We start from the raw sequence: 22,647 nt of genomic DNA, 5'->3' as shown, positions 1-22,647 counted from the left end.
TGCTTCAGTAGTACCAGCCCATGGCTGGCAGTCATGCGCTTCCGGTGGCCGTTCAAGCCCTCGCGAGGTTCATAGCCAAGGGCCTGGTCCAATTCAGAATGGTCCCTTTGGCCTCAGTCCTGGAGTTGGACTCCGATGACTGCCTTCCTGTGCTATGAATGCCAAGCCTTGCTTCAAGGCTCTTTCATGGATTGGAATGATGCGCAGGTTCGGGAGAACTGCAGGCGGTGTGTCCACCCGCTTCGGGGCATTTGAAGGTCGAACTCGCAAGCTTGGTGTCATAGGCGCCTGGCTGTGCTGCTTGCTGCTGATGGGCCTTGGCCTGTCACCATCCGCAATCGCCCAGACAACGATCACATACATTCACACTGATGCCCTCGGCTCGGTTGTGGCCGAAAGCGATGCCAACGGCAACGTCATCAAACGATATGACTACGAGCCCTACGGGGCCGTGGTAGGCGGTCAGGTCACGGATGGACCTGGGTACGCCGGACATGTGAGTGACTCGGCCACAGGGCTGAGCTACATGCAACAGCGCTACATGGATCCACAATTGGGTGTGTTTTTGTCAGTGGACCCAGTCACCGCTCACCAAAAGCCAGTTGAGCAGTTCAATAGGTATCGGTACGCGAACGGGAATCCCTACAGGTTCGTCGATGCGGATGGAAGGCAGGCCGCAGAGCGATTCGTTGAGCAGCATCGGAGGGATATTGCTGCCGGAAATGGCGCCGTATACGAGCCGATGAGACCGGCCGCAATCGCTGTTACAGCGGCAATGGCTGCCCCAGTGCTGATCGAAGCTGGCATGGTTGCGATGGCCAATCCAAGTGTCATATCAGCAGCTACCAGTATCGCTGCTGATATCGCAGGAGTTACAGGTGCCGGTGGAGCAGGTGTGGCGGCATCCAATGCTCTGAGTGTTGAAGGTCGGGCACTTCTGAATTCCCGACCTGTGGGAAGTGCACTCAAAGCCGACGCTGGGCACAATTCGGCGACCTTTATGCGAGAGACGGCTGCAGAAGCGGGTGTTCATACTCCGTTGACAGGGGGTGACGGCGTGGTCCGCACTCTGACGCAGCTGCCAGGTGAACTCAATGGAAAGGCCGGTCGATTTGAATACATAGTCGACAAGGCTGGCGACTTGACCCATCAAAGATTTGTGGAAGGTGGCAGCATGAACGGAATACCAAACAAGAAGTGAGTGTCCATGAGAACGTATGACTCTATTCAACCCTATGGACCCTGGAATCAGACCGAGGTGGCATGGGCACTGGGGCGCCATCTGATTGACTTTGAGGTTGTGAAGCACTGCGCGTCGGAGCAGAAGGAACTGGAAGGGAAGTTCAATCTGAACGCCTTGATTGAAAGGCTTGAAGGGGTTCTTCCCGATGAGCGTAATAGCGTAGCTGCGCAGTTGGCGGCATTCGATAAGAACTCAAACGAGGATGAGATTCTCAGAAGATGGCTTGTTGCATTTCTCGCGGACGCCTACGCCAAGCGCGATGAGATTGCTGATCCGCTCGGAGAGGTTGAGAGGATCTACGCTGATTTTGATTACCCGGAGTCTCTGGGGAGCTTTGTCAGGTACATGCCAGCTTCTGATGGGTATGATCCGTCTGCTCACTCACATGAGCAGAACGTTGCGCGGCTCTTCGAGAACTGGAAACGTTATCTTGACTCGGCGAAATAGCGGATTCAATCAGCGTAATTTCCTTCGCTTGACGTGCGTCGCCTCTTCCCGAAGCGCACCGTCCCGGCTTCCATGCCGAGGACGGTGAAGACTCCCAGAATCCGTGATCTGGTTCCATGCAGGAGGCTGCGTGGTGGATCTATCAGGCCTTACCCCTCACGCGCGATCGCGCGCCAGCCGATGTCGTTGCGGTGGAACTCGTTGGCCCAGCTCACCTTGGCCACGCCGGCATAGGCCTTCGTCTGCGCATCACGCACGCTGTCGCCCAGTGCGGCCACGCACAGCACGCGGCCGCCGGCACTGACCACCTGGCCCTGCGCATCCAATGCCGTACCGGCATGGAACACCTTGGCGCTGGCCGGCACGTCGCCGAGGCCGGAAATCACATCACCGGTGATCGGCGATTCCGGGTAGGGCTTCGCGGCCAGCACCACGCCCAGTGACGGGCGCGCATCCCACTGCGCTTCTACCTGGTCCAGGCGGCCATCAATCGCCGCTTCCACCAGCTCGACCAGGTCCGACTGCAGGCGCAGCATCACCGGCTGGGTTTCCGGATCGCCGAAGCGCACGTTGAATTCAATTACCTTCGGCGCGCCGCTGGCATCGATCATCAGGCCGGCGTAGAGGAAACCGGTGAACGGGATGCCGTCGGCGATCATGCCCTGCACGGTCGGGTTCACCACTTCGCGCATCACGCGTGCATGCACCTCCGGCGTCACTACCGGCGCCGGCGAGTACGCGCCCATGCCACCCGTGTTGGGGCCGGTGTCGCCGTCGCCGACGCGCTTGTGGTCCTGCGAGGTGGCCATCGGCAGCGCATGCACGCCGTCCACCATCGAAATGAAGCTGGCTTCCTCGCCATCGAGGAATTCCTCGATCACCACGCGGGCGCCGGCATCGCCGAACGCGTTGCCGGAGAGCATGTCACGCACCGCGTCTTCGGCCTCGGCCAACGTCATTGCGACGATCACGCCCTTGCCGGCGGCGAGGCCATCGGCCTTGACCACGATCGGCGCACCCTTCTCGCGGATGTAGGCCAGGGCAGCGTCCACGTCGGTGTGCACGGCATAGAACGCGGTGGGGATGTTGTGGCGGGCCAGGAAGTCCTTGGCGTAGGCCTTGCTGCCTTCCAGCTGCGCGGCGGCGGCGGTCGGCCCGAAGATGCGCAGGCCGGCGGCGCGGAAGCGGTCGACCACGCCGGCCACCAGCGGTACTTCCGGGCCGACCACGGTCAACGCCACGCCTTCGGCCTGGGCCAGCGCCAGCAGGCTGTCGATATCGGTCACCTTCACCGCCACGTTGCGGCACTTGTCTTCGCTGGCGGTACCGGCGTTGCCGGGCGCCACGATCACTTCGGTGACACGGGAGGACTGGGCCAGCTTCCATGCCAGGGCGTGTTCGCGGCCGCCAGAGCCGATGACGAGGATCTTCATGGGACAGGGTTCTCGGGTGCGGAAAAGAAAGCCGGGCAGGGCCCGGCTTGGTGATGCGGATCAGTGGCGGAAGTGGCGCACGCCGGTGAACACCATGGCCAGGCCATGTTCGTCGGCGGCGGCGATCACTTCGGCATCGCGCATCGAACCGCCCGGCTGGATGACCGCCTTGATGCCGGCGGCAGCGGCGGCATCAATGCCATCGCGGAACGGGAAGAACGCATCGGAGGCCATCACCGAACCTTCCACCACCAGGTTCGCATCGGCGGCCTTGATGCCGGCGATGCGGGCCGAGTACACGCGGCTCATCTGCCCGGCACCGACACCGATGGTGCGGTTGTCCTTGGCATAGACGATCGCGTTGGACTTGACGAACTTGGCTACCTTCCAGGCGAACAGCAGGTCGGTGAACTGCTTGTCGGTCGGCGCCAGCTTGCTGACCACCTTCAGCTCGTCGCGGGTCATGCCGCGGTTGTCCGACGACTGCAGCAGCAGGCCCGAGCCGACGCGCTTGCTGTCGAAGTTGTTCAGGCCATCGCCATGCGGGATGCGCAGCACGCGCACGTTGGCCTTCTTCTGCGCGTACTCCAGCGCGGCCGGCTCGTAGTCCGGGGCAATCAGCACTTCCACGAACTGGCGGTCCAGGATCACCTTGGCGGTGGCGGCGTCCAGCGGCGTGTTGAAGGCGATGATGCCGCCGAAGGCGCTGGTCGGGTCGGTGGCGTAGGCCAGCTCGTAGGCATCGCCGTTGCCGGCACCGACGGCCACGCCGCACGGGTTGGCGTGCTTGACGATGACGCAGGCCGGCGCATCGAACTGGCGCACGCATTCCCACGCCGCGTCAGCATCGGCCAGGTTGTTGTAGCTCAGTTCCTTTCCCTGCAACTGCTGGAACGTGGCCAGCGTGCCCGGCACCGGGTACAGGTCGCGGTAGAACGCGCCGCTCTGGTGCGGGTTTTCGCCGTAGCGCAGGTCCATCACCTTCACGAAGGTCGAGTTCATCTGTGCCGGGTACTCGGCACGCACCGGCACGGCGGCGTCGGTGGCGGTGACCGCCGACAGGTAGTTGCTGATCGCCGCGTCGTACTGGGCGACGCGGTTGAACGCGGCCACCGAGAACGCGAAGCGGGTGGCGGCCGACAGCTGGCCGTCGTTGGCGTCCAGCGAGGCCAGCAGTTCGGCGTACTGCGACGGGTCGGTGGCCACCGCCACGCGGGCGAAGTTCTTGGCTGCCGAACGCAGCATGGCCGGACCGCCGATGTCGATGTTCTCGACCGCGTCGGCCAGGGTGCAGTCGGCCTTGGCGGTGACCGACTCGAACGGGTACAGGTTCAGCACCAGCAGGTCGATGGCACCGATGCCATGCTCGGCCATCACCGCATCATCCAGGCCCGAACGGCCCAGCAGGCCACCGTGCACCATCGGGTGCAGGGTCTTGACCCGACCGTCCATCATTTCCGGGAAACCGGTGACCTCGGCCACGTCCTTCACGGCCAGGCCCGCCTCGCGGATCGCCTTGGCGGTGCCGCCGGTGGACAGCAGCTCCACGCCGCGTGCCGCCAGCGCAGTGGCCAGCTCGACCAGACCGGTCTTGTCGGAAACGGAGAGGAGGGCCCGGCGGACGGGCAACAGATCAGCAGTCATGGGACGGAATCGGCAGCGGAGCGGGGCCGATATTGTAGGCGGTGGGGGCCGGTGGCGGGCGCCGCAGGGGCAGATTTGCCGTGGCAGTTGACGTAAAGGCGGGTCGGGCACATCGATCCGGCCCGATCCGGGGGCTGGGCTGCGGACCGGAGCAGGGTTGTTGGAATCTGCCAACGATGGGGTAGGCTGTGCCCCGCACTGCCAAGGATCAGCGGGTACGGATCATGTCGATCTACGCATTGAAAGGACGTTTCCAGGACCTGTTGCGTCCGGCCGTACGCGGTCTGTTCCGCATGGGGATCACTGCCAATACGGTGACCGTGGCCGCTGCCGTGGTCTCACTGCTGGTGGCCGCGGCCGTGTGGTGCTGCGCGCCTGCCCAGCCTCTGCTGTACCTGCTGCTGCCGTTGTGGATGCTGCTGCGCATGGCGCTCAACGCGGTGGACGGCATGCTGGCGCGCGAATTCGGCCAGCAATCGCGGCTGGGCGCCTATCTGAACGAATTGTGCGATGTGATCGCCGATGCGGCGCTGTACCTGAGCCTGCTCAGCGTACCCGGCGTGCGCCCGGAGGCGCTGTGGCTGCTGGCCTGGACGGCGGCGCTGAGCGAGTACGCCGGCGTGCTGGGGCTGATGGTCGGTGCCAGCCGCCGCTATGACGGCCCGATGGGCAAGAGCGACCGCGCCTTCGTGATCGGTGCGCTGGGCTTGCTGCTGGCCTTCGGCTGGGGCGGTGCACTGACGGCCAGCGGCGTGGCTGCAGCCATGGCAGTGTTGTGCGTGCTGACGATGATCAGCCGCGTCCGTCGCGGACTGCGGGAAGCGGCGGTTTCGCCGAATTAATCAAGCAGATACAAAAAGACAATCAGGAGATTGCATGCGTCAGGCGCAGGAACGGGAATTCCACAGCTTCGACCAGGTACCGCTGTTCTACCGGTACTGGGCGGGCACCACCGCAACCCCGGCCACCAAGGCCATCGTGCTGCTGCACCGCGGCCACGAGCACTCCGGCCGGGTCACCCACCTGGTCGATGAGCTGGACCTGCCCGACACCGCCTTCTTCGCCTGGGATGCGCGCGGCAATGGCCGTTCGCCGGGCGCACGTGGCGATGCACCGGGCTTCCCGGCGCTGGTGCGCGACCTCGATAGCTTCATTGCCCACATCGGTGCCGAGCACGGCATCGCGGTGGAAAATATCGTGGTGATCGCGCAGAGCGTGGGCGCGGTGGTCGCCGCGACCTGGGTGCACGATTACGCGCCGCGCCTGCGTGCGCTGGTGATGGCTTCGCCGGCGTTCAAGGTGAAGCTGTACGTGCCGTTCGCGCGCCCGGGCCTGGCCTTGATGCAGAAGCTGCGCGGCAACTTCTTCGTCAACAGCTATGTCAAGCCGCAGTGGCTGACCCATGATCCGGCGCGGGTGGAAAGCTACCGTACCGATCCGCTGATCACCCGGCCGATCTCGGTGCGCGTGCTGCTGGGCCTGTACGAAGCGGCTGACCGCATCGTCGCCGATGCGCAGGCCATCAGCGTGCCGGTGCAGCTGCTGGTGTCCGGTTCGGACTTCGTGGTGCACCGTGGCCCGCAGGATCGCTTCTATGAACGCCTGTCCAGCCCGATCAAGGAGCGGGTGCATCTGCCGGGCTTCTTCCACGACACGCTGGGCGAGCGCGATCGGGCACCAGCACTGGCGCGCATCCGCAGCTTCATCCAGACGCGTTTTGCCGAGCCGCTGCGCGAACTGCCGCGGCGTGACGCGCACCGTCATGGACCGACCTTCGAGGAATCAGAGATCCTGGCGTGGCCACCCGAACGCAACAGCCTGGCCGACCTGCGCTGGCGCGTGGTGCGCGGCGGCCTGCGCTTCGGTGGCACGCTGTCCGAAGGCATTGCGCTGGGCCTGAAGACCGGTTTCGATTCCGGCAGCACGCTCGACTACATCTATCGCAACGAAGCGCGCGGCAAGGGCCCGCTGGGCCGCATGGTCGACCGCAATTACCTGGACGCAATCGGCTGGCGCGGCATCCGCATCCGTGGCCAGCACCTGCAGGAACTGCTGCGCGATGCCGCCCAGCGCCTGCGCGGGCAGGGCACGCCGGTGCGCGTGCTGGACGTGGCCGCCGGCCATGGCCGCTATGTGCTGGAAGCGCTGGGCCAGGGCGAACAGCGCGCCGACCGCATCGTGTTGCGTGATTTCAGCGACTTGAACGTGACCCAGGGCCAGGCGTTGATCGAGCGCCTCGGTGCAGCCGACATTGCGCGCTTCGAGCAGGGCGATGCGTTCGACCCGGCACAGCTGGCCACGGTGGACCCGGCGCCGACGCTGGCGGTGGTGTCCGGCCTGTACGAGCTGTTCCCCGACAACGATGCGGTGCTGCGATCGCTGCAGGGCATCGCTGCGGCAGTGCCAGTGGGCGGCTACCTGGCCTACACCGGCCAACCCTGGCACCCGCAGTTGGAGTTCATCGCCCGCGCGTTGACCAGCCACCGTGGTGGTGCAGCATGGGTGATGCGTCGCCGCACCCAGCAGGAGATGGATGAGCTGGTGCGCCTGGCCGGGTTCGAGAAGGTGACGCAGCGTATCGACGACTTCGGCATCTTCACCGTGTCGCTGGCGCGCCGGACCGCGTGATGGCGATGCTGGCTGCAACCCCGTTGGCCGTGGAAGGGCGCCCTTGGCGGCGCGCGCTGCTGTGGCTGGCGCTGCTGGGTCCGTTCTTCTTTGCCAGCTACGGCTTCGCCAACTGGATGGCCGGCCGCCACGCTACGCTGCCGGTGATGGCGTTCGCCTGGGAGACGCGCATTCCCTTCGTGCCGTGGACGATCGTGCCGTACTGGTCGATCGACCTGTTCTACGCGGTCTCGTTCTTCCTGTGCCGTCAGCGCCTCGAACTGGACCGGCACGCGCTGCGGCTGCTCAGTGCACAGCTGATCGCGGTGACCTGTTTCCTGCTGTGGCCACTGCGCTTCAGCTTCGAGCGGCCGGAGATCGGCGGCGTGTTCGGTTGGCTGTTCGATGTGCTGCTGGGCTTCGACAAGCCGTTCAACCAGGCGCCATCGCTGCACATCGTGCTGCTGATCGTGCTGTGGGTGAAGTTCGCGCAGTACCTGCACGGCGTGTGGCGTTGGGTGCTGCATGTGTGGGCACTGCTGATCGGTGTTTCGGTGCTGACCACGTTCCAGCATCATTTCATCGATATCCCGACCGGCCTGCTGGCCGGCTGGCTGTGCGTCTGGCTGTGGCCGGAGCAGGGTACGCCGCCGCTGCGGGCCTGGCGCACGGCGCGTGATCCAAAGCGCTGGCGTCTGGCCTCGTTCTATCTGCTGGGCGCGGGGGTGCTGCTGGTGCCGGTGGTGGTGCTGGGGGGCACGGCGCTTTGGCTGCTGTGGCCGGTGGTGTCGCTGCTGCTGGTGGCGCTGGCCTATGCGGGGCTGGGTACGGCGGTGTTCCAGAAACGCGCCGATGGTCGCCTGACCGTGGCCGCGCGCTGGCTGCTGGCGCCGTACCTGGGTGCAGCCTGGATCAATTCGCGGCTATGGACGCGGCGTGTGCCGCAGCCGGTGCCGGTGATGGACGGCGTGTGGCTGGGGCGCATTCCCGACGGCGCGTTGCCGCCGCCACTGTCGGGCGTGGTGGATGCCTGTGCCGAGCTGTCCTGCCGCGCGCCAGGCGCGGCGTACGCCAGTGTGCCGATGCTGGACCTGGTAGTGCCCACGCCGGAGCAGCTGCGCGAGGCAGTCGAGGCCATCGAGCGGCTCCATGCGCACGGACCGTTGCTGGTGTGCTGTGCGCTGGGCTATTCGCGCAGTGCGGCCAGCGTGGCCACCTGGCTGCTGCGCAGCGGTCGTGCGGCCGATGCTGACGCTGCGGTCGCGATCGTGCGTGTGGCACGCCCCGGCATCGTGCTGGGCGCGGCGCATCTGCATGCCATCACCGCTGCAGCAGGAGCGCGCGCATGAGCACCGTTCCCGATCTGGCGACCATGCAGCTGCTGCTGCGGCAGGGGCGTTGGCCGGCATGCCTGTCGCTGGGCCTGTTGCTGGTGGCGTTGCTGCTGCTCGGCATCGAGACGGGGCTGGCGATGATCGCTGCCGGGCTGTTGCTGCTCAGTGTTGCCGCGGGCATCGCACAGGCCTACCACGCGTGGCGTGTGGGGCTGGATGCCGACCTGCTGCAGCTGCTGCGCGATGAGGGCCTGCACGACGAAGCCGCCGCGCGCCGCACCGATCAGCTGCTGCACGACAGTGGCCTGCGCCGTGCCTCGCCCGCTGCACAACTGCGCGGCTGGGATGCGCGTTGGGCCGGCATGCGCCGCCTGCTGCTGCGCCAGTACCTGCTGACCGCAGTGCAGTTCGTACTGCTGGTGGTGGCCGTGTTGTGGCCGCAGACGTGAACGGGAGGGACCGATGCTTGCCGAACTGATTGCCCGCGCCTGCAGTGGCGCGATCCATGTGGTGACCGGCGCCCGCGCGCTGTGGATCGGCTGTGCGCCGTCCAGCGAGCGTCGCGTGTACTACGGCAACCATGCCAGCCATGGTGACTTCGTGCTGATCTGGTCGTCGATGCCACCGGCATTGCGACGGCAGGTGCGCCCGGTGGCCGCGGCCGAATACTGGCAGCGCGACGGCCTGCGTCGCTACCTGATCGACGCGGTGTTCAACGGTGTGCTGGTCGAGCGCGAGGCCGGGCATCGTCAGCAGGATCCGCTGCAGGTACTGCGCGAGGCCGTGGACGAAGACTGCTCGCTGATCCTGTTTCCGGAAGGCACGCGCAATGTGGGCGATGAGCCGCTGCTGCCGTTCAAGAGCGGCATCTACCACCTGGCACGGCAACGACCGGAACTGGAGTTCGTGCCGGTGTGGATCGACAACCTGAAGCGGGTGATGCCCAAGGGCCGGTTCCTGCCGCTGCCGCTGCTGTGCACGGCCACCTTCGGTACGCCGCTGCGGCTGCAGGCTGACGAGGACAAGGCCGCCTTCCTGGCCCGCAGCCGACAGGCGCTGCTGGACCTGGCGCCGAATGGAGGTCGTGCATGAGTTTCGTGCTGGATGTATCTGGCGATCTGGCAACGCAGAGTGTCGGCCAGCAGACCGGCCTGCTGTTTGCCGGTGTGGGGGCGGTGCTGGTGCTGGCCACGCTGGTGGCCGAGACCCTGCGCTGGCGCCAGCGCGGCCAGCCCAGTGCAGTCATCGCCAACCTGGTGTCACGCATCCGCGCCTGGTGGGTGATGGCGATCGTGGTCGGGCTGGCGCTGTTCTTCGGACGTGCCGGGGTGATCGTGCTGTTCGCGATCATCTCGCTGTTCGCGTTGCGCGAGTTCATCACGCTGGCGCCGACCCGCTCGGGCGACTACTACGCGCTGCTGGCCGCGTTCTACATCGTCCTGCCGTGGCAGTACTACCTGGTGTGGATCGACTGGTACGGCATGTACACGCTGCTGATTCCGGTCTATGCGTTTCTGTTCCTGCCGATCCTGTCGACCATCGGCGGTGATACCACGCACTACCTGGAGCGGACCGCGAAGGTGCAGTGGGGCCTGATGATCTGCGTGTTCTGCATCTCGCACGTGCCGCTGCTGCTGAACCTGCACGTGCCGGGCTACGATCCGGCGCGCAACGTATTGCTGTTCGCTTTCCTGGTGATCGTGGTGCAGTCCTCGGACGTGCTGCAGTACATCTGGGGCAAGCTGCTGGGCAAGCATCTGATTGCGCCGAAGCTGTCGCCATCGAAGACGGTGGAGGGCTTCGTCGGTGGCGTGCTGAGTGCCAGCGCGCTGGGCGCAGCGCTGTGGTGGATCACCCCGTTCACGCCGCTGCAGGCGTTCGGCCTGTCGCTGCTGATCAACCTGATGGGGTTCTGGGGCGGCCTGGTGATGTCGGCGATCAAGCGTGATCGTGGCATCAAGGACTGGGGCCACATGATCGAGGGCCATGGTGGCATGCTCGACCGGCTGGATTCGGTGTGCTTCGCCGCGCCGGTGTTCTTCCACGTGGTGCGGTATTACTGGAAGGCGGGCGGCGGCGGTTGATTCTGCCGGCTTCCATCCACGCATGGCGTGGATCTACCGGTAGTGCCGGCCGCTGGCCGGCAACTGCAACATCGTGCCATCGTGCATCATTGGGTTGCCCGCCAGCGGCTGGCGCCACCCACGCGCGCGCTTACGCGCTGATGCCGTATTCCTTCAGCTTCTTGCGCAGGGTGGCACGGTGGATGCCCAGCATCGCCGCGGCGCGGCTCTGGTTGCCTTCGCAGTGGTTGAGCACTTCCACGAACAGCGGGATCTCCATCTCGCGCAGCACGATCTCGTAGACATCGTCCGCATCGCAGCCATCAAGGTCACGCAGGTAGCGGCGCACGGACTGGGCGACGTGTTCACGCAGCGGTGGCCGGGGAGCGCCACGACTGTTGTCAGGACGAGAAAGGACAGCGTTCAAGGGGGTTCCCGATTCGGTTGGCCCGTGCGCGCGGAGCGCGCGGCCGGACGAGGTGGTGGCGGCCAGTCTAGCGCGAGCGTGCCCGGCCTGCCACGGCTGGTCGCCTGCCCCCGGTCAGAGAAAGTCGAAGGTGAATGCGACGGTGGACGCAGCGGGCTCCTGTACCCGGAACGCGACGCGCGCGCTCTGGCCCGGTTCCAGCAGGGCTGCGCCGGGGTTCTCACCCAGGTATTGCGCGGGCGTGAACACGCCGCTGCCGATCACCCGGCCATCGGCATCGGACAATGACAGCCGCAGGTCCGGCCACGCCTGTGCCCAGCGCGCATCATTGCGGATGCTGGCCTGCACCTGCAGCACGCCGGCCTGGCCTGGCAAGGGGCGGATCTCGCGGCTGGTCATGGTGAACGCAGCGGGCTCGTGCCAGGCGGGCAGGCTGCAGCGCAGCACGCCACACAGTGCACCCAGCCATACGCGGTTGCCGGCGTCGGCAGCCAGCCGCGCACGGTCGGCCAGCACACTCTGCAGGACCAGCAACAACGCCAGCCCGGCGACCAGCAGCCAGTGCCAGCGGGGGGCTGGCAGCGTGCGCTGGCGTGCGCTGCCGAGGAAGCTGGGGGCATCGCTGGTGACCGCCGTTGCCTGCACCGCGGCCAGCGCCGGTTCGATGGCTGCAGCTTCAGCAACGATGACAGCGTCATCGTCGTGTCGCATTTGTGTGGCCGGTGGTTGCGCCAGATTGCTGGGCTCGGCCTGCACCTGCTCCACAGGCGTTGTCTGCCCGGTTTGATCCTGCATGCGCGGATCGGACGCAGGCGCAACCTCACCTTCCGGGGTCTTGCGCAGGAAGGTGGCCAGGGGGCGGCGGGGTGGGTTCGGCTCGGACATGCTCAGGGCGCGGGCTCGGATCCAGCGGTCATTCAACCACGATCAGGCGCGGCGCACGCCAGTGATGCGCATCCAGTCGCCGTCCTGGGTGGCCTGCAGATCATCGAACCAGGCCGCGTAGCGCTGCAGCAGTTCGCCTTCCTGGCCATGCAGGATGCCGGACAGGGCGATGCGGCCGCCGGCGGCGACGCGTGCGGCCAGCAGTTCGGCCAGCGCATCCAGCGCCGAGGCGAGGATGTTGGCGACCACGATCGGATAGGTCGCGGCCGGTTCGTCCTGCGGCAGGTACACGTGCATGCGGGCCTGTTCGCCGTTGCGCTCGGCATTGTCGGCGGTGGCGACCAGCGCCTGCGGATCGTTGTCCACGCCGATGGCTTCAGCGGCGCCCAGCTTCAGCGCGGCCAGTGCAAGGATGCCCGAGCCGCAACCGAAGTCGAGCACGCGCTGGCCCTGCAGCAGGCCATCCACGGCCAACTGGTCCAGCCAGCGCAGGCACAGTGCGGTGGTCGGGTGGGTACCCGAACCGAACGCCAGGCCCGGGTCCAGCCGTACCACGGCGGCGTCGGCGGCCTGTGCGGCGTCGGGCAGTTCGTGATTCCACGGCACGATCCAGGTACGGCTGCCGAAATCCATCGGCTGGAACTGGTCCAGCCAGGCGCGTTCCCAGTCTTCATCCTCGACCGCGCGGAAGCTGCCGCTGCTCCAGTCCAGTTCCGGATCGAAGGATTCCAGTGCGGCCAGCAGCAACAGCGCGTTGCTGTCGGCGGGGAACAGCGCGCTCAGCACCAGGGTGTCCCACAGCGGGGTCTCGCCCACGCCTGGTTCGAGAATGGCCTGTTCGTTGCTGGTATCGGCCTCGGCATCGAGCAGGGTCACGGCCAGTGCACCCACGTCCTCCAGCGCATTTTCATAGCGGGGCTGGGTGGCTTCGGTGCAGCGCAGGGTCAGTTCCAGGAACGGCATGGTGGTGGGGGCAATCGCAGGAAAGGGGGCCATGCTAGACCATCGGAGCGTCTCCGTATTGCCTGAGATGCTGTGCCTGGATGAACGAAGCCCGTTCAGACAGGCCCGTCGGGCCTTGCTAAACTTCGTGCTTTCCTGTGTGCCGTATCGCCCGCCGCCGCCGATGGCCTTCGCTCCTACCCTGAAAACCTGGTTGCTCGTGCTGCCGGCCGTGGCCGTGCTGGGCGTGGCCGGCTATCGGGCCAGCGGCCATGCTCCGGCTTCTTCGGTAGCCTCGGCGGATCTGGCGGCTGGAGGGGCGGCCACTGACAGTGCGGCACCGCTGCCGGTGATGCCGGAGGCGCTCGCGCGCCGGCTGGCACCCTTCGAGCGTGGCGGTGCATTGCCGTCCGGGCTGCCCCTGGATATCCGCGCCGATCTCGAAGAGGCCACCGACCTCTACGCCTATGCGCAGCGTTTGCGTGCGCAGGCGGACGAAGGCAATCACGAGGCGCGCTGGATGCTCAGCCGTGTCTACGACTATTGCGCGCAGTATGCGGTCGATCCGGGTGGCTACCGCCTGGACAACAACGTGCTGGCCGGATTGGGCCTGACTGCCGCACCGGCGATGGTGCAGGCGCGCGAACGCGTCGCGCAGCGTTGCGGCGGGTTCGTGCCGGGCGACAAGCTGGGCACGGCCCTGGTGCTGTCCGAACGGCGCAAGGCGGCTGCACAGGGCAACCTGGCTGCCGAGGCTGCGCTGTTCGCCGAGGGCGAACCGCTGCAGGACAGCCCCGAGTACCGCCGTGACCTGGTTGAACGGGTGCGCACCTCGCGCGACCCGGAGGCCTTTATGGCCATCGCTCCGGGGATGGGCGTGCGTGCCTCGGGTGACCGCGCGCTCAGCGGGCTGGTGGCGGGCGAGCAGCTGAGTGAACTCGCATGGCGGCTCGCGGCCTGCGAACTCGGTCTACCGTGTGGGGCAGACAGTGTGCTGGTCAACAGTTTTTGTGCGAACGGAGGGATCTGTTCGCAGGATGGTACGCAGGATTTCCGGGATTTCGTGTATGACGCTGCGGTATCGCGGCAGGGCGCTGGGAAGATGAAGGAATGGATCAAGCGATTGGTTAGAAAGAGGAACGAGCAATGAACTACCGCCGATTCCTGCACGGGGCCAAGTTCTGGTTCTGGGTGGCCCTGTTCGTGGCCTACTCGGCCGGCGCCGTTGGCCTGTTGATGATCGATACCTATGAAGATCGCTACCGGCATCTGTCGAAGGTGGAACTGACTACTGTGAAGGCGCAGGAAGACGTGCGCCGTGCCGGCGCCAGCCAGGTGGCCGCGGTCTATCGGGCGCAGAGCGGCATGCCGTTTGCGTCGCTGCCGGCGGGCAGCACCTTCCAGGTGGTGTGGCCGGACGGTTCGACCGAGACCATGGTGATCGTCGACCCGACCTCGCCCAACGGCGTGCGTCCGCTGGCGAACTCGCAGATCCCGGCCGAAGCTGCCGACAAGCGCTGATGCGCCTGCTGTAGCGCCGGGCATGGGCTCGGCGCTGCAGCAAACGGAAAAGGGCGGGGATATCCCCGCCCTTTTCATGTCCAGCACGCGGCGCCGATCAGGTCAGCGCGATCGGCTTGTTCTTGCGCTCGGCCAGGCGCTTTTCCAGATAGTGGATGTTCTGGCCACCGGCCTGGAAGCCCTTGTCGCGCATGATCCGCTGCTGCAGCGCGACGTTGGTCTTGATGCCATCGACCACCATTTCGCTCAGTGCCACGCGCATGCGGGCAATGGCGGTTTCGCGGTCCGGGCCGTGCACGATCAGCTTGCCGATCATCGAGTCGTAGTTCGACGGCACGCGGTAGCCACTGTAGATGTGGGTGTCCACGCGCACGCCGGGACCGCCCGGCGGATGGAAGCCGGTGATGGTGCCCGGGCTCGGCACGAAGGTTTCTGCATCCTCGGCGTTGATACGGCATTCGATGGCATGGCCGGTCAGCACCACGTCACTCTGCTTGATCGACAGCTTCTGGCCGGCGGCGATCTTCAGCTGCTCGGCCACCAGGTCGATGCCGGTGACCATTTCGGTGACCGGATGCTCCACCTGGATGCGGGTGTTCATTTCGATGAAGTAGAAGCGGCCGTCCTCGTACAGGAACTCGAAGGTGCCGGCGCCGCGATAACCAATGCGGATGCAGGCTTCCACGCACACCTTGCCGATCTGCTCGCGCTGCTCGGCGGTGATGCCCGGTGCCGGCGCTTCTTCCACCACCTTCTGGTGACGGCGCTGCATCGAGCAGTCACGCTCGCCCAGGTGGATGGCGTTTCCCTGGCCGTCGGCCAGCACCTGGATTTCCACGTGGCGCGGATTCTCCAGGAACTTCTCCATGTAGACCTCGCCATTGCCGAACGCGGCCTTGGCCTCGCTCTTGGTGGTTTCGATCGAGGTCTTCAGCGAGGCTTCGGCGTGCACCACGCGCATGCCGCGACCACCGCCACCGCCGGCCGCCTTGATGATGACCGGGTAACCGATCTCGCGGGCGATCTTGGTGTTGGCGACGATGTCCTCACCCAGCGGGCCGCCCGAACCGGGCACGCACGGCACGCCGGCGGCCTTCATCGCGCGGATGGCCTCGACCTTGTCACCCATCATGCGGATGGTGTCGGCCTTGGGGCCGATGAAGATGAAGCCGGACTCCTCCACGCGTTCGGCGAAGTCGGCGTTCTCCGAAAGGAAGCCGTAGCCCGGGTGAATGGCCTGGGCGTCGGTGACTTCAGCGGCGGCGATCAGGGCCGGGATGTTGAGGTAGCTCTGCGGCGACGGCGCCGGACCGATGCAGACCGACTCGTCGGCCATGGCCACGTGCTTGAGGTTGCGGTCGACCGTGGAGTGCACGGCCACCGTGCGAATGCCGAGGGTGTGGCACGCGCGCAGGATGCGCAGCGCGATCTCCCCTCGGTTGGCGATGACGACTTTGTCGAGCATGGCGTGCCCCTCAGCCGATCACGAACAGCGGCTGGTCGAATTCGACCGGCTGGCCGTTCTCGCCGAGGATGGCGACGATGGTGCCGGACGTGTCGGCTTCGATCGGGTTGAACATCTTCATCGCTTCGATGATGGCCAGGGTCTCGCCTTCCTTGACCTGCTGGCCAACGGTGACGAAGGCCGGCTTGTCCGGGGCGGACGAGGCGTAGAAGGTGCCGACCATCGGCGAGCGCAGCACGTGGCCTTCCGGCAGTGCCGGGCCCGGCTTGGCGGTGCCGCCGGTGGAGGCTTCGGTCGGCGACTGCATCGGCATCGCCTGCGCCGCCGGAGCGGCCGGAGCGGCATACACCGGGGCGGCGACCGGGGCGGCGTAGCCGGCCACCGGCGCGCGCGACAGGCGCACCGACTCTTCGCCTTCCTTGATTTCGATCTCAGCCAGGTTCGACTCTTCCAGCAGGTCGATCAGCTTCTTGATTTTGCGCAGATCCATGAGGGCCTCTTTGGTTTCTTCTAGGTGAGGAGAGCGCCGTGGGCGCCCGGGTCGACAATCAGGTGGCGGATACCCGCAGCAGCGCCGCGTCCATCGCGTAGCGGTAGCTGTCGGCACCGAAGCCGCACACCACGCCCATCGCCTTGTCGCTGAAGTAGCTGTGCTGGCGGAACGGTTCGCGGGTATGCGGGTTGGACAGGTGGATTTCGATGAACGGCACCGCCACCGCCGCCAGCGCATCGCGCAAGGCCACTGAGGTGTGGGTGAACGCGGCGGGGTTGATCAGGATGAAGGCAGTGCCGTCGTTGCGCGCAGCCTGCACGCGGTCGACCAGCACATGCTCGGCGTTGGACTGCAGGCTCTCCACGGCGTGCCCGGCAGCCGATGCCTGCGCGGCCAGGGCCTGGTCGATGTCGGCCAGCGTGGTGTGGCCGTAGACCTCCGGCTCGCGGGTGCCGAGCAGGTTGAGGTTGGGGCCGTGCAGGACCAGCAGCTTCGCCATGGGATCCGGAAGACGGGAAAGGGCGGCAGTCTGGCGGAACCGGCGGATGCTGTCCAGTTCGGCGAAGTTTGCAGCGTTTCAATCGACCGTTTGAAATCTGCGGAAGCGCTTGCGGCCCTATGCGGGGCGGCGGATCAAGGCGCGCTGAATGCCTTGCGGGCGGGGGATGGATGCACGTAGGCCGACGATGGCGGCAAGGGCCACGCCGGGGGATCCGCGCCAAGCGCGGGCGACGGGGCCGGCGGTCAGTAGATCCACGCCATGCGTGGATGAAGGAAGTTCCATATGCAGCAAGCTACGTACGCACCGAAGGGCAGGCCCAGGTTGCGCAGCAAGCTACGCACCCACCGGAAGGGCGGGTCAGGTCTCCAGCGGCACCGTCGGCACCACGTTCGGGAACACCTCTTCCAGCGGTTCCGGCTGCCCGGGCTTCGGCGCCGGCCAGTTGTACGCGTTCACCGGCTGCGCGCGGTTCACCCACAACGCGTAATGCAGATGATCGGCGCGACCGTCGCCGGTGTTGGGATGGATCAGGATGGTCAGGCCCAGGCTGTTGAGCTGCAGCCAGGGCACCAGCACGGGGAGCAGGTCGTTGGTAAAGCCGAAATAGAACGAGGGCGTGACATGCGGCCCACGCGGCTCAAGGTTCCAGTTGCCCAGCTCCACCGGGAATCGCTCGGCGGCCCAGCGCCGTAGCAGCGCGGCCTTTTCGAAGCTGTCCTCATCGAAGTAGATGTGAGCGTGGTAGCTCTTGATGTCGGTGTAGGCGCGCGGGCGCGTGGGAAGCGTGGCCTCGCCGGGACGCACGCTGGCCGGGCGCGGGGTAGGCTCGCTGGCCGTGGCCTGGCCCCAGGGGCTGCGCCCTTCCGGTGCTGGCGGCACGATGGCGCGGAAGCCGGGGCGGCCAGGCTCGGTGGTGTTCACCGCGTCGTTGCCGCGCGGTGCTGCGGCGGCGGTCGAGGCACTGGCCAGGCCGCCAGCGGCCAGACCCGCCGAAGCGATCAGGCGTCGGCGTGCGGGCGAGAGCAGGTCGGCCCAGTGGGTGTCATCGGTGAGGGTCTGCGGGTCCGGGTGCATGAAGGGCTCCGTGGCGGCATCGTGTGGGCAGGCAAGCACGCTCGGGCACCCGCATCCACAGCGTCCAATAAGCAGGGGGCATCACCTCATGCAGGTGCGCCCCGTTGTCGTTGAGCGTGGCCGCTGGGCGGGCTAGGGTGCAGGTCTGCCGCCCCGGAGACCTTCCATGATCTCGCCCGATGCCGACACACAGCAAAAGCGCGCGTTTTTCCGCCAGCTGCACGCGCAGGGTTGCTTCGTGCTGCCCAATCCGTGGGACGTGGGCAGCGCCCGCTACCTGCAGCGGCAGGGCTTCCAGGCACTGGCCACGACCAGTGCCGGCTGCGCCTGGAGTGAAGGGCGGCCGGATGGGGCGGTTTCGCTGCAGGCCACACTGGAACATCTGCGGCTGATGGCGGCCGCGACACCGCTGCCGTTGAACGCCGATTTCGGTGATGGCTTCGGCGCCACGCCACAGGCAGTGGGCGAGGCGGTGGCGGTGGCCATCGACACCGGTATCGCGGCGCTGTCGATCGAGGACGCCAGCGGCGTGGCCGATGCGCCGCTGCGGCCGATCGGGCAGGCGGTCGAGCGACTGTGTGCAGCACGTGCGGCCATCGACCGCGCGGGGGGCGATGTGCTGCTGGTCGCGCGGGCCGAGAATTTCTTCGTTGGCGTGCCGGATCTGGAGGACACCCTGCAGCGCCTGCGCGCCTATGCCGAGGCCGGCGCCGATGTGCTGTATGCACCGGGCATCAGCACGCGCGAACAGATCAGCGCGGTGGTTGCCGCTGCGGGGGCGAAGCCGGTGAACCTGCTGGTGGGTGGACCGACACCGCTGAGCCTGCAGGACATCGCCGCACTCGGCGTGCGACGGGTCAGCCTGGGCGGTGCGCTGGCGCGAGCTGCGTGGGGTGGGTTGATGCAGGCGACCCAGCCGATCGTGCAGGACGGACGCTTCGATGGCCTGCAGCAGGCGGCTTCGGGCGCGGCGTTGAACGCGCTGTTCCGCTGACACACACCCAGGCCTGCAATGGATCCAGCCCGGGCGTGGATGGACGCGCGCCTGCGACTACAGCGCTTCCATCCCACCCCTGGGCAGCGTCACGCCCGGCTCCAGTGCCGGCAGCAGTTGCCGCAGCAGTGCCGGGTTGTCCAGCATCGCCGCGCCGTCCAGATGGCGCCATTGCGTTGTACCGACGCGTCGCACAGCAACCATGAATGACGTGCTGCGCATCGGCGCTTCGCGCACGCGCAGCAGTGACTGGCGCGGTACGAAGCAGACTTCCTCGTCACCGGCCGCATAGGTGCGGCCCGGCACGCCTGCCTCGTCGCTGATGATGGTGACGCCGGCCTTGCGCAGCGCCTTCACCGTGTCGCGGGTCGCCCGCGCATAGGCCTCGTCGCCACCGGCCAGCTGCTTCAGGCTGGGATGGGTACGCGCGATGATCAGCTCGGTATCGCCACGGGCGAAGGCGCCCATCATCGCCTGCACCTCCTTGCGCAATGCGGCCGAGTCTTCCGGACTGAGTTCACCGGCCAGCGCGGGCGTAACGTCCATTGCCATCGGCAGGGCCAGCAGAAGGGCAAGCAGATACCGGTGCATCGTCGGGCAGCTCAGCGGGAACGCCGCACTATACGTTGGACACGAAACAGCGTCCCATCGGTGGCGCTGGTTTCCCCGGAATCAATACTTACCATTGGTAGGTATTGATGTCTGGAGATCCCCATGCACAGCCTCATTGTCATCGCCCACCCTGAGCCCGGTTCACTGACCCACGCGATGGCGCGTCGCATCGGTGATGCCATTGCCGCGGCCGACACCGGCAACACCGTGGCCTATGCCGACCTGATGGCCGAAGGCTTCGATCCGCGCTTCAACCCGCAGGACCAGGCGTTGTTCCGCAGCACCGGCGCGGTACCCGCCGATGTCGCTGCCGAGCACGCGAGGCTGGATGCCACCGATACGCTGGTGCTGGTGTTCCCGTTGTACTGGTGGTCGTTCCCGGCGCTGCTGAAAGGCTGGATCGACCGTGTGTTCACCAACGACTGGGCCTACGCGCAGGACGCGCAGGGCAGGCTGGTGAAGAAGCTGCAGCGCCTGAATGTGCATCTGGTGGCGCTGGGCGGCGCCGACGCAGCCATGGTCGAACGTCGTGGCTACGACGCGGCAATGAGGACGCAGATCGACATGGGCATCTTCGACTATTGCGGCGCACGCGTGCTGTCGTCCGACCTGCTGTTGGACGCCGATACCGGTGCCGCTGAAGCGCATCTGCAGACCGCGCTGGCGATCGGCCGTAAAATCGGTGTTCCGATGCGCTGATCGCCGTGCTCCGCCGATGCCCGCCAACGCCACCCCCACGCGCCGCCGAATGACCCGGGAGCAACGCACCCGCCAGTTGCTGGATGTGGCCTGGGCACTGGTTCGCGGAGAAGGTACCGGAGCGTTGACGCTGGGGCGGCTGGCCGAGGCGGCGGGCGTGACCAAGCCTGTGGCCTACGATCACTTCGTGACCCGCAATGGCTTGCTGGCGGCGCTCTACGATGACTATGACGGACGCCAGACAGTGGTCTTCCACGAGCGCATCGGCCGCGCCCGGGCTCAACTGGTCGATCGGGCGGCGGCCATCGCCTCCGGCTACATCGACTGCGTCCTCAGCCAGGGCAGCGAAGTGCAAGGCATCCTCGCCGCGCTGGTGGGGGCGCCGGAACTGTATGAGGTGCGACGGCGCTACCAGCAGGATTTCATCGACAACTGCCAGGTCTGGCTGGGCCCGTTCGCAACCGGCGGCACGGTGTCGCTGGCGGGGCGCTGGGCCATCCTCGGTGCGGCTGAAGCCCTTTCAGAGGGTGTTGTTGCCGGCGCGTTGGACAAGGCCGGTGCCGTGGCCGAGCTGCAGCGGCTGATCGTGGCGACGGTCAAGCGGCGCTGAGCCGCACGAGCGGTCAGCCGCCGGCCAGAGCGGCGAATCCCGCGGCCAGCCGGTCGCGCACCAGTGCGTCGCGCGCGTCGCGGCTTGCAGAGCCCAGCACCACGGTGATCAGCCGTACCGGCTGGTCCCGCCCGGGTACTGGCCGGCACGCGGTGGCGGCCAGGCAGAAGCCTGCGGCCTGGGTGTAGCCGGTCTTCAAGCCGTCCACGCCGTCTTCGCCGAGCAGGGCGTTCTGGTTGTTGCGGTTGAAGCTGCCATGGGCGAACGCGCGCTGCGCGGTGATCGCCAGGATCTGCGGATGATCGTTCAACAGGCGGGCGGCCAGCACCGCCATGTCGCGCGCGCTGGAGGCATGGTGCGGTGTGGTGATGCCCGACACGCTGGCAAAACAGGTGCTGCCCAGCCCGAGCTGGCGTGCGTGCCGGTTCATGCGTTCCAGGAATGCCGCCTGCGATCCGTCCAGGTGGCGCGCGATCGCCAATGCAGCGTCATTGCCGGAAACCACCATCAACCCTTCCAGCAGGCGCGCCAGGGAGATTGTCTCGCCGGGCACCAGGCCCATGCGCGTTTCATCGTCGGCGACCGCATGCACGTCGTCGGCGGCGATGGGGACTTCGTCGTCCCACGAACGCCCGCGCTCTTCCACACATTCGTAAGCCGCATAGGCGGTCATCAGCTTGGTCAGCGAAGCCGGTTGCCTGGCGATGTCCGCGTTGTACTGGTGAATCACCGCAAAGGTGGCCGCTTCCAGAGTGATGGACGAGGCCGGTAGGGGGGCAGGTGCAGCAGAGGGCATGGCGGCGGTGATGACAGCGACAGCCAGCAAGGATAGTCCGCAGCGGCATGAAGCCGCACTGCCCAAGCGCCGCAGTGCACACGGTAACGCCCGGTTGCGCCCGGGCTGTTGACGAGGCAGCCTGCGCACATGCAATCGGATATCCGCATCGACGGTCGTGTCTTTGCCTATGTCTTCCCCTGTGCGTGGGAAGACTACGCGAAGATCGGCTTTTCACGTGATCCGCTCGGACGCATCAGCGCATTGCACCGGCGCTGGTTCGAGTTCTTCGACCTCGACGCCGGTGCACTGGTGGAAGCGGAAAGCGAGCGCGATGCGCGGGATCTGGAGCTGCAGCTGCGTTCGCCGTTCAAGGCGCACCGCGCACCGGCGCCGATGACGGTCCAGGACAAGGCCGGAGGCCACACCGAGTGGGTACGTGGTGCCAACCAGGCGTTGTTGCTCGCGGTTGATGCGTTGGGCGAACAGGGCTATCGCTGTTTCCCGCTGAAGGCATGGCTGCGGGCTGCGCTGCGCGTGCGCATGGACCGGCTGCACGACTGGGCGGCGGTGCAGCTTCCGGAAGAGGAAGGCCTGCGGATGCCGGGCGGCCCCGGCGAGGGTGTGCTGCGGGACACCCTCGACGGTTGTCGGGCATTGGATATCGATCCAATGCCGTGGCTGCCTGAACACGTCCAACGCTGGTATGCAGGTTGAAGAGCGTTCAACGGGTTCGCGGCCGCTGAACCGGCCTGGCCGGTTGCAGCGCGCGCGGCGGAGCCGGTGTGGACGGGCCGGCCAGCTGGCGTGCCAGCTCGGCGCTGGCCACGTGGCCGTGCAGGAACAACAAACCGCCGAAGATGTTCATGAGCGCGCC

The 22,647-nt window shown here is 66.6% G+C and carries 26 protein-coding genes; 14 read left to right on the top strand and 12 right to left on the bottom strand.

Features of this window, described 5'->3' with window-relative positions; genetic code table 11:
• The first annotated feature begins 229 nt into the window (after positions 1 to 229).
• Together AC5P8J_RS13465 and AC5P8J_RS13460 are read left to right on the top strand one after the other, a co-directional pair.
• The gene (locus AC5P8J_RS13465) at positions 230 to 1,201 is read left to right on the top strand and encodes an RHS repeat domain-containing protein (protein ID WP_227854145.1); all 972 of its coding nucleotides are present in this window, start codon (positions 230 to 232) and stop codon (positions 1,199 to 1,201) included.
• Between the two features lie 6 nt (positions 1,202 to 1,207).
• Positions 1,208 to 1,690, top strand: coding sequence for a DUF2247 family protein (locus tag AC5P8J_RS13460; RefSeq protein WP_494540016.1), 483 nt, complete (start codon positions 1,208 to 1,210; stop codon positions 1,688 to 1,690).
• A gap of 149 nt (positions 1,691 to 1,839) precedes the next feature.
• Here the strand turns inward: AC5P8J_RS13460 and purD are convergent, their stop codons facing one another.
• Together purD and purH are read right to left on the bottom strand one after the other, a co-directional pair.
• Positions 1,840 to 3,123 carry a phosphoribosylamine--glycine ligase gene (gene purD, locus AC5P8J_RS13455; protein WP_021203249.1) on the bottom strand — a complete coding sequence of 428 codons (1,284 nt, stop codon included), beginning with the start codon at positions 3,121 to 3,123 and terminating at the stop codon, positions 1,840 to 1,842.
• 60 nt (positions 3,124 to 3,183) lie between these two features.
• Positions 3,184 to 4,767: a bifunctional phosphoribosylaminoimidazolecarboxamide formyltransferase/IMP cyclohydrolase gene (gene purH, locus AC5P8J_RS13450; protein ID WP_227852519.1), complete on the bottom strand. Its 1,584-nt coding sequence runs from the start codon at positions 4,765 to 4,767 to the stop codon at positions 3,184 to 3,186.
• A gap of 224 nt (positions 4,768 to 4,991) precedes the next feature.
• Here purH and AC5P8J_RS13445 point away from each other — a divergent pair, with 224 nt between their 5' ends.
• Genes AC5P8J_RS13445 through AC5P8J_RS13420 form a run of 6 tightly spaced genes read left to right on the top strand, consistent with a single transcriptional unit; the run spans position 4,992 to position 10,792 of the window.
• Positions 4,992 to 5,609, top strand: a complete 618-nt coding sequence (locus AC5P8J_RS13445) for a CDP-alcohol phosphatidyltransferase family protein (RefSeq protein WP_483017052.1) — start codon at positions 4,992 to 4,994, stop codon at positions 5,607 to 5,609.
• Between the two features lie 34 nt (positions 5,610 to 5,643).
• A complete protein-coding gene (locus tag AC5P8J_RS13440; RefSeq protein WP_483017053.1) occupies positions 5,644 to 7,395 on the top strand; it encodes a bifunctional alpha/beta hydrolase/class I SAM-dependent methyltransferase in 1,752 nt (583 codons plus the stop codon).
• Positions 7,395 to 8,723, top strand: coding sequence for a phosphatase PAP2/dual specificity phosphatase family protein (locus AC5P8J_RS13435; protein WP_483017054.1), 1,329 nt, complete (start codon positions 7,395 to 7,397; stop codon positions 8,721 to 8,723). The genes AC5P8J_RS13440 and AC5P8J_RS13435 overlap by 1 nt, the downstream gene beginning before the upstream one ends.
• Complete coding sequence (locus AC5P8J_RS13430; RefSeq protein ID WP_021203254.1) at positions 8,720 to 9,157, top strand: hypothetical protein; 438 nt, start codon at positions 8,720 to 8,722, stop codon at positions 9,155 to 9,157. Before AC5P8J_RS13435 ends, AC5P8J_RS13430 begins: the two co-directional genes overlap by 4 nt.
• 13 nt (positions 9,158 to 9,170) lie before the next feature.
• Entirely contained in the window at positions 9,171 to 9,800 is a 630-nt protein-coding gene (locus AC5P8J_RS13425) for a lysophospholipid acyltransferase family protein (protein WP_021203255.1), read from the top strand.
• The gene (locus AC5P8J_RS13420; protein WP_021203256.1) at positions 9,797 to 10,792 is read left to right on the top strand and encodes a phosphatidate cytidylyltransferase; all 996 of its coding nucleotides are present in this window, start codon (positions 9,797 to 9,799) and stop codon (positions 10,790 to 10,792) included. The genes AC5P8J_RS13425 and AC5P8J_RS13420 overlap by 4 nt, the downstream gene beginning before the upstream one ends.
• Before the next feature lie 130 nt (positions 10,793 to 10,922).
• On the opposite strand, the gene fis is transcribed toward AC5P8J_RS13420, so the two are convergent.
• The 3 genes from fis to prmA all read right to left on the bottom strand — a co-directional run bounded on the left by fis (position 10,923) and on the right by prmA (position 13,046).
• The gene (gene fis / locus AC5P8J_RS13415; protein ID WP_005419706.1) at positions 10,923 to 11,198 is read right to left on the bottom strand and encodes a DNA-binding transcriptional regulator Fis; all 276 of its coding nucleotides are present in this window, start codon (positions 11,196 to 11,198) and stop codon (positions 10,923 to 10,925) included.
• Between the two features lie 114 nt (positions 11,199 to 11,312).
• Positions 11,313 to 12,083, bottom strand: coding sequence for a DUF3426 domain-containing protein (locus tag AC5P8J_RS13410; protein WP_019660828.1), 771 nt, complete (start codon positions 12,081 to 12,083; stop codon positions 11,313 to 11,315).
• Positions 12,084 to 12,125: 42 nt separating this feature from the next.
• Positions 12,126 to 13,046 carry a 50S ribosomal protein L11 methyltransferase gene (prmA, locus tag AC5P8J_RS13405; RefSeq protein WP_026347109.1) on the bottom strand — a complete coding sequence of 307 codons (921 nt, stop codon included), beginning with the start codon at positions 13,044 to 13,046 and terminating at the stop codon, positions 12,126 to 12,128.
• Between the two features lie 163 nt (positions 13,047 to 13,209).
• On the opposite strand from prmA, the gene AC5P8J_RS13400 reads away from it, so the two are divergent.
• Positions 13,210 to 14,175, top strand: a complete 966-nt coding sequence (locus AC5P8J_RS13400; RefSeq protein ID WP_495216866.1) for a hypothetical protein — start codon at positions 13,210 to 13,212, stop codon at positions 14,173 to 14,175.
• Entirely contained in the window at positions 14,172 to 14,546 is a 375-nt protein-coding gene (locus AC5P8J_RS13395) for a hypothetical protein (protein ID WP_010481078.1), read from the top strand. The genes AC5P8J_RS13400 and AC5P8J_RS13395 overlap by 4 nt, the downstream gene beginning before the upstream one ends.
• Before the next feature lie 97 nt (positions 14,547 to 14,643).
• Here the strand turns inward: AC5P8J_RS13395 and accC are convergent, their stop codons facing one another.
• The 4 genes from accC to AC5P8J_RS13375 form a co-directional block, all read right to left on the bottom strand.
• Positions 14,644 to 16,011 (bottom strand): acetyl-CoA carboxylase biotin carboxylase subunit, encoded by a 1,368-nt coding sequence (gene accC, locus AC5P8J_RS13390; RefSeq protein ID WP_019660825.1) that lies wholly within the window; start codon positions 16,009 to 16,011, stop codon positions 14,644 to 14,646.
• A gap of 10 nt (positions 16,012 to 16,021) precedes the next feature.
• On the bottom strand, positions 16,022 to 16,501 hold the full coding sequence (gene accB, locus AC5P8J_RS13385; RefSeq protein WP_019660824.1) for an acetyl-CoA carboxylase biotin carboxyl carrier protein: 480 nt from the start codon (positions 16,499 to 16,501) through the stop codon (positions 16,022 to 16,024).
• Positions 16,502 to 16,559: 58 nt separating this feature from the next.
• Positions 16,560 to 17,003: a type II 3-dehydroquinate dehydratase gene (gene aroQ / locus AC5P8J_RS13380; protein WP_495216858.1), complete on the bottom strand. Its 444-nt coding sequence runs from the start codon at positions 17,001 to 17,003 to the stop codon at positions 16,560 to 16,562.
• A gap of 360 nt (positions 17,004 to 17,363) precedes the next feature.
• A complete protein-coding gene (locus AC5P8J_RS13375; RefSeq protein WP_483017055.1) occupies positions 17,364 to 18,080 on the bottom strand; it encodes a DOPA 4,5-dioxygenase family protein in 717 nt (238 codons plus the stop codon).
• Between the two features lie 166 nt (positions 18,081 to 18,246).
• Between AC5P8J_RS13375 and AC5P8J_RS13370 the strand changes: the two genes are divergently transcribed.
• Positions 18,247 to 19,074 carry an isocitrate lyase/PEP mutase family protein gene (locus tag AC5P8J_RS13370; RefSeq protein ID WP_134735081.1) on the top strand — a complete coding sequence of 276 codons (828 nt, stop codon included), beginning with the start codon at positions 18,247 to 18,249 and terminating at the stop codon, positions 19,072 to 19,074.
• Positions 19,075 to 19,131: 57 nt separating this feature from the next.
• On the opposite strand, the gene AC5P8J_RS13365 is transcribed toward AC5P8J_RS13370, so the two are convergent.
• Positions 19,132 to 19,665: a hypothetical protein gene (locus AC5P8J_RS13365; protein ID WP_134735080.1), complete on the bottom strand. Its 534-nt coding sequence runs from the start codon at positions 19,663 to 19,665 to the stop codon at positions 19,132 to 19,134.
• A gap of 123 nt (positions 19,666 to 19,788) precedes the next feature.
• Here AC5P8J_RS13365 and AC5P8J_RS13360 point away from each other — a divergent pair, with 123 nt between their 5' ends.
• Complete coding sequence (locus AC5P8J_RS13360; RefSeq protein ID WP_019660820.1) at positions 19,789 to 20,385, top strand: NAD(P)H-dependent oxidoreductase; 597 nt, start codon at positions 19,789 to 19,791, stop codon at positions 20,383 to 20,385.
• A gap of 16 nt (positions 20,386 to 20,401) precedes the next feature.
• Positions 20,402 to 20,995 carry a TetR/AcrR family transcriptional regulator gene (locus AC5P8J_RS13355; protein ID WP_021203264.1) on the top strand — a complete coding sequence of 198 codons (594 nt, stop codon included), beginning with the start codon at positions 20,402 to 20,404 and terminating at the stop codon, positions 20,993 to 20,995.
• Between the two features lie 13 nt (positions 20,996 to 21,008).
• Here AC5P8J_RS13355 and AC5P8J_RS13350 read toward each other — a convergent pair whose 3' ends face one another.
• Positions 21,009 to 21,791: a D-alanyl-D-alanine carboxypeptidase family protein gene (locus AC5P8J_RS13350; RefSeq protein WP_134735091.1), complete on the bottom strand. Its 783-nt coding sequence runs from the start codon at positions 21,789 to 21,791 to the stop codon at positions 21,009 to 21,011.
• 129 nt (positions 21,792 to 21,920) lie between these two features.
• On the opposite strand from AC5P8J_RS13350, the gene AC5P8J_RS13345 reads away from it, so the two are divergent.
• Positions 21,921 to 22,487 (top strand): GIY-YIG nuclease family protein, encoded by a 567-nt coding sequence (locus AC5P8J_RS13345; protein WP_021203266.1) that lies wholly within the window; start codon positions 21,921 to 21,923, stop codon positions 22,485 to 22,487.
• 7 nt (positions 22,488 to 22,494) lie between these two features.
• Here AC5P8J_RS13345 and AC5P8J_RS13340 read toward each other — a convergent pair whose 3' ends face one another.
• Positions 22,495 to 22,638, bottom strand: coding sequence for a hypothetical protein (locus AC5P8J_RS13340; RefSeq protein ID WP_167692756.1), 144 nt, complete (start codon positions 22,636 to 22,638; stop codon positions 22,495 to 22,497).
• Positions 22,639 to 22,647 lie beyond the last annotated feature (9 nt).

This window comes from Stenotrophomonas sp. YJH_SMC_37 (assembly GCF_059370035.1).
Note: the sequence above shows the minus strand (reverse complement) of the source record. Positions and strands in the feature narration are given on the sequence as shown.

Excerpts from the sequence above, each read along its gene's own strand:
- AC5P8J_RS13460 (WP_494540016.1), top strand. The coding sequence starts at position 1,208 with ATGAGAACGTATGACTCTATTCAACCCTATGGACCCTGGAATCAGACC.
- AC5P8J_RS13350 (WP_134735091.1), bottom strand. The coding sequence starts at position 21,791 with ATGCCCTCTGCTGCACCTGCCCCCCTACCGGCCTCGTCCATCACTCTG.
- aroQ (WP_495216858.1), bottom strand. The coding sequence starts at position 17,003 with ATGGCGAAGCTGCTGGTCCTGCACGGCCCCAACCTCAACCTGCTCGGC.
- AC5P8J_RS13445 (WP_483017052.1), top strand. The coding sequence starts at position 4,992 with ATGTCGATCTACGCATTGAAAGGACGTTTCCAGGACCTGTTGCGTCCG.
- AC5P8J_RS13365 (WP_134735080.1), bottom strand. The coding sequence starts at position 19,665 with ATGCACCGGTATCTGCTTGCCCTTCTGCTGGCCCTGCCGATGGCAATG.
- AC5P8J_RS13430 (WP_021203254.1), top strand. The coding sequence starts at position 8,720 with ATGAGCACCGTTCCCGATCTGGCGACCATGCAGCTGCTGCTGCGGCAG.
- AC5P8J_RS13420 (WP_021203256.1), top strand. The coding sequence starts at position 9,797 with ATGAGTTTCGTGCTGGATGTATCTGGCGATCTGGCAACGCAGAGTGTC.
- AC5P8J_RS13435 (WP_483017054.1), top strand. The coding sequence starts at position 7,395 with ATGGCGATGCTGGCTGCAACCCCGTTGGCCGTGGAAGGGCGCCCTTGG.
- AC5P8J_RS13440 (WP_483017053.1), top strand. The coding sequence starts at position 5,644 with ATGCGTCAGGCGCAGGAACGGGAATTCCACAGCTTCGACCAGGTACCG.
- AC5P8J_RS13400 (WP_495216866.1), top strand. The coding sequence starts at position 13,210 with ATGGCCTTCGCTCCTACCCTGAAAACCTGGTTGCTCGTGCTGCCGGCC.
- accB (WP_019660824.1), bottom strand. The coding sequence starts at position 16,501 with ATGGATCTGCGCAAAATCAAGAAGCTGATCGACCTGCTGGAAGAGTCG.
- AC5P8J_RS13360 (WP_019660820.1), top strand. The coding sequence starts at position 19,789 with ATGCACAGCCTCATTGTCATCGCCCACCCTGAGCCCGGTTCACTGACC.
- AC5P8J_RS13425 (WP_021203255.1), top strand. The coding sequence starts at position 9,171 with ATGCTTGCCGAACTGATTGCCCGCGCCTGCAGTGGCGCGATCCATGTG.
- AC5P8J_RS13395 (WP_010481078.1), top strand. The coding sequence starts at position 14,172 with ATGAACTACCGCCGATTCCTGCACGGGGCCAAGTTCTGGTTCTGGGTG.
- AC5P8J_RS13410 (WP_019660828.1), bottom strand. The coding sequence starts at position 12,083 with ATGTCCGAGCCGAACCCACCCCGCCGCCCCCTGGCCACCTTCCTGCGC.
- purD (WP_021203249.1), bottom strand. The coding sequence starts at position 3,123 with ATGAAGATCCTCGTCATCGGCTCTGGCGGCCGCGAACACGCCCTGGCA.
- AC5P8J_RS13375 (WP_483017055.1), bottom strand. The coding sequence starts at position 18,080 with ATGCACCCGGACCCGCAGACCCTCACCGATGACACCCACTGGGCCGAC.
- prmA (WP_026347109.1), bottom strand. The coding sequence starts at position 13,046 with ATGCCGTTCCTGGAACTGACCCTGCGCTGCACCGAAGCCACCCAGCCC.
- purH (WP_227852519.1), bottom strand. The coding sequence starts at position 4,767 with ATGACTGCTGATCTGTTGCCCGTCCGCCGGGCCCTCCTCTCCGTTTCC.
- accC (WP_019660825.1), bottom strand. The coding sequence starts at position 16,011 with ATGCTCGACAAAGTCGTCATCGCCAACCGAGGGGAGATCGCGCTGCGC.
- AC5P8J_RS13355 (WP_021203264.1), top strand. The coding sequence starts at position 20,402 with ATGCCCGCCAACGCCACCCCCACGCGCCGCCGAATGACCCGGGAGCAA.
- AC5P8J_RS13340 (WP_167692756.1), bottom strand. The coding sequence starts at position 22,638 with ATGAACATCTTCGGCGGTTTGTTGTTCCTGCACGGCCACGTGGCCAGC.
- AC5P8J_RS13345 (WP_021203266.1), top strand. The coding sequence starts at position 21,921 with ATGCAATCGGATATCCGCATCGACGGTCGTGTCTTTGCCTATGTCTTC.
- AC5P8J_RS13370 (WP_134735081.1), top strand. The coding sequence starts at position 18,247 with ATGATCTCGCCCGATGCCGACACACAGCAAAAGCGCGCGTTTTTCCGC.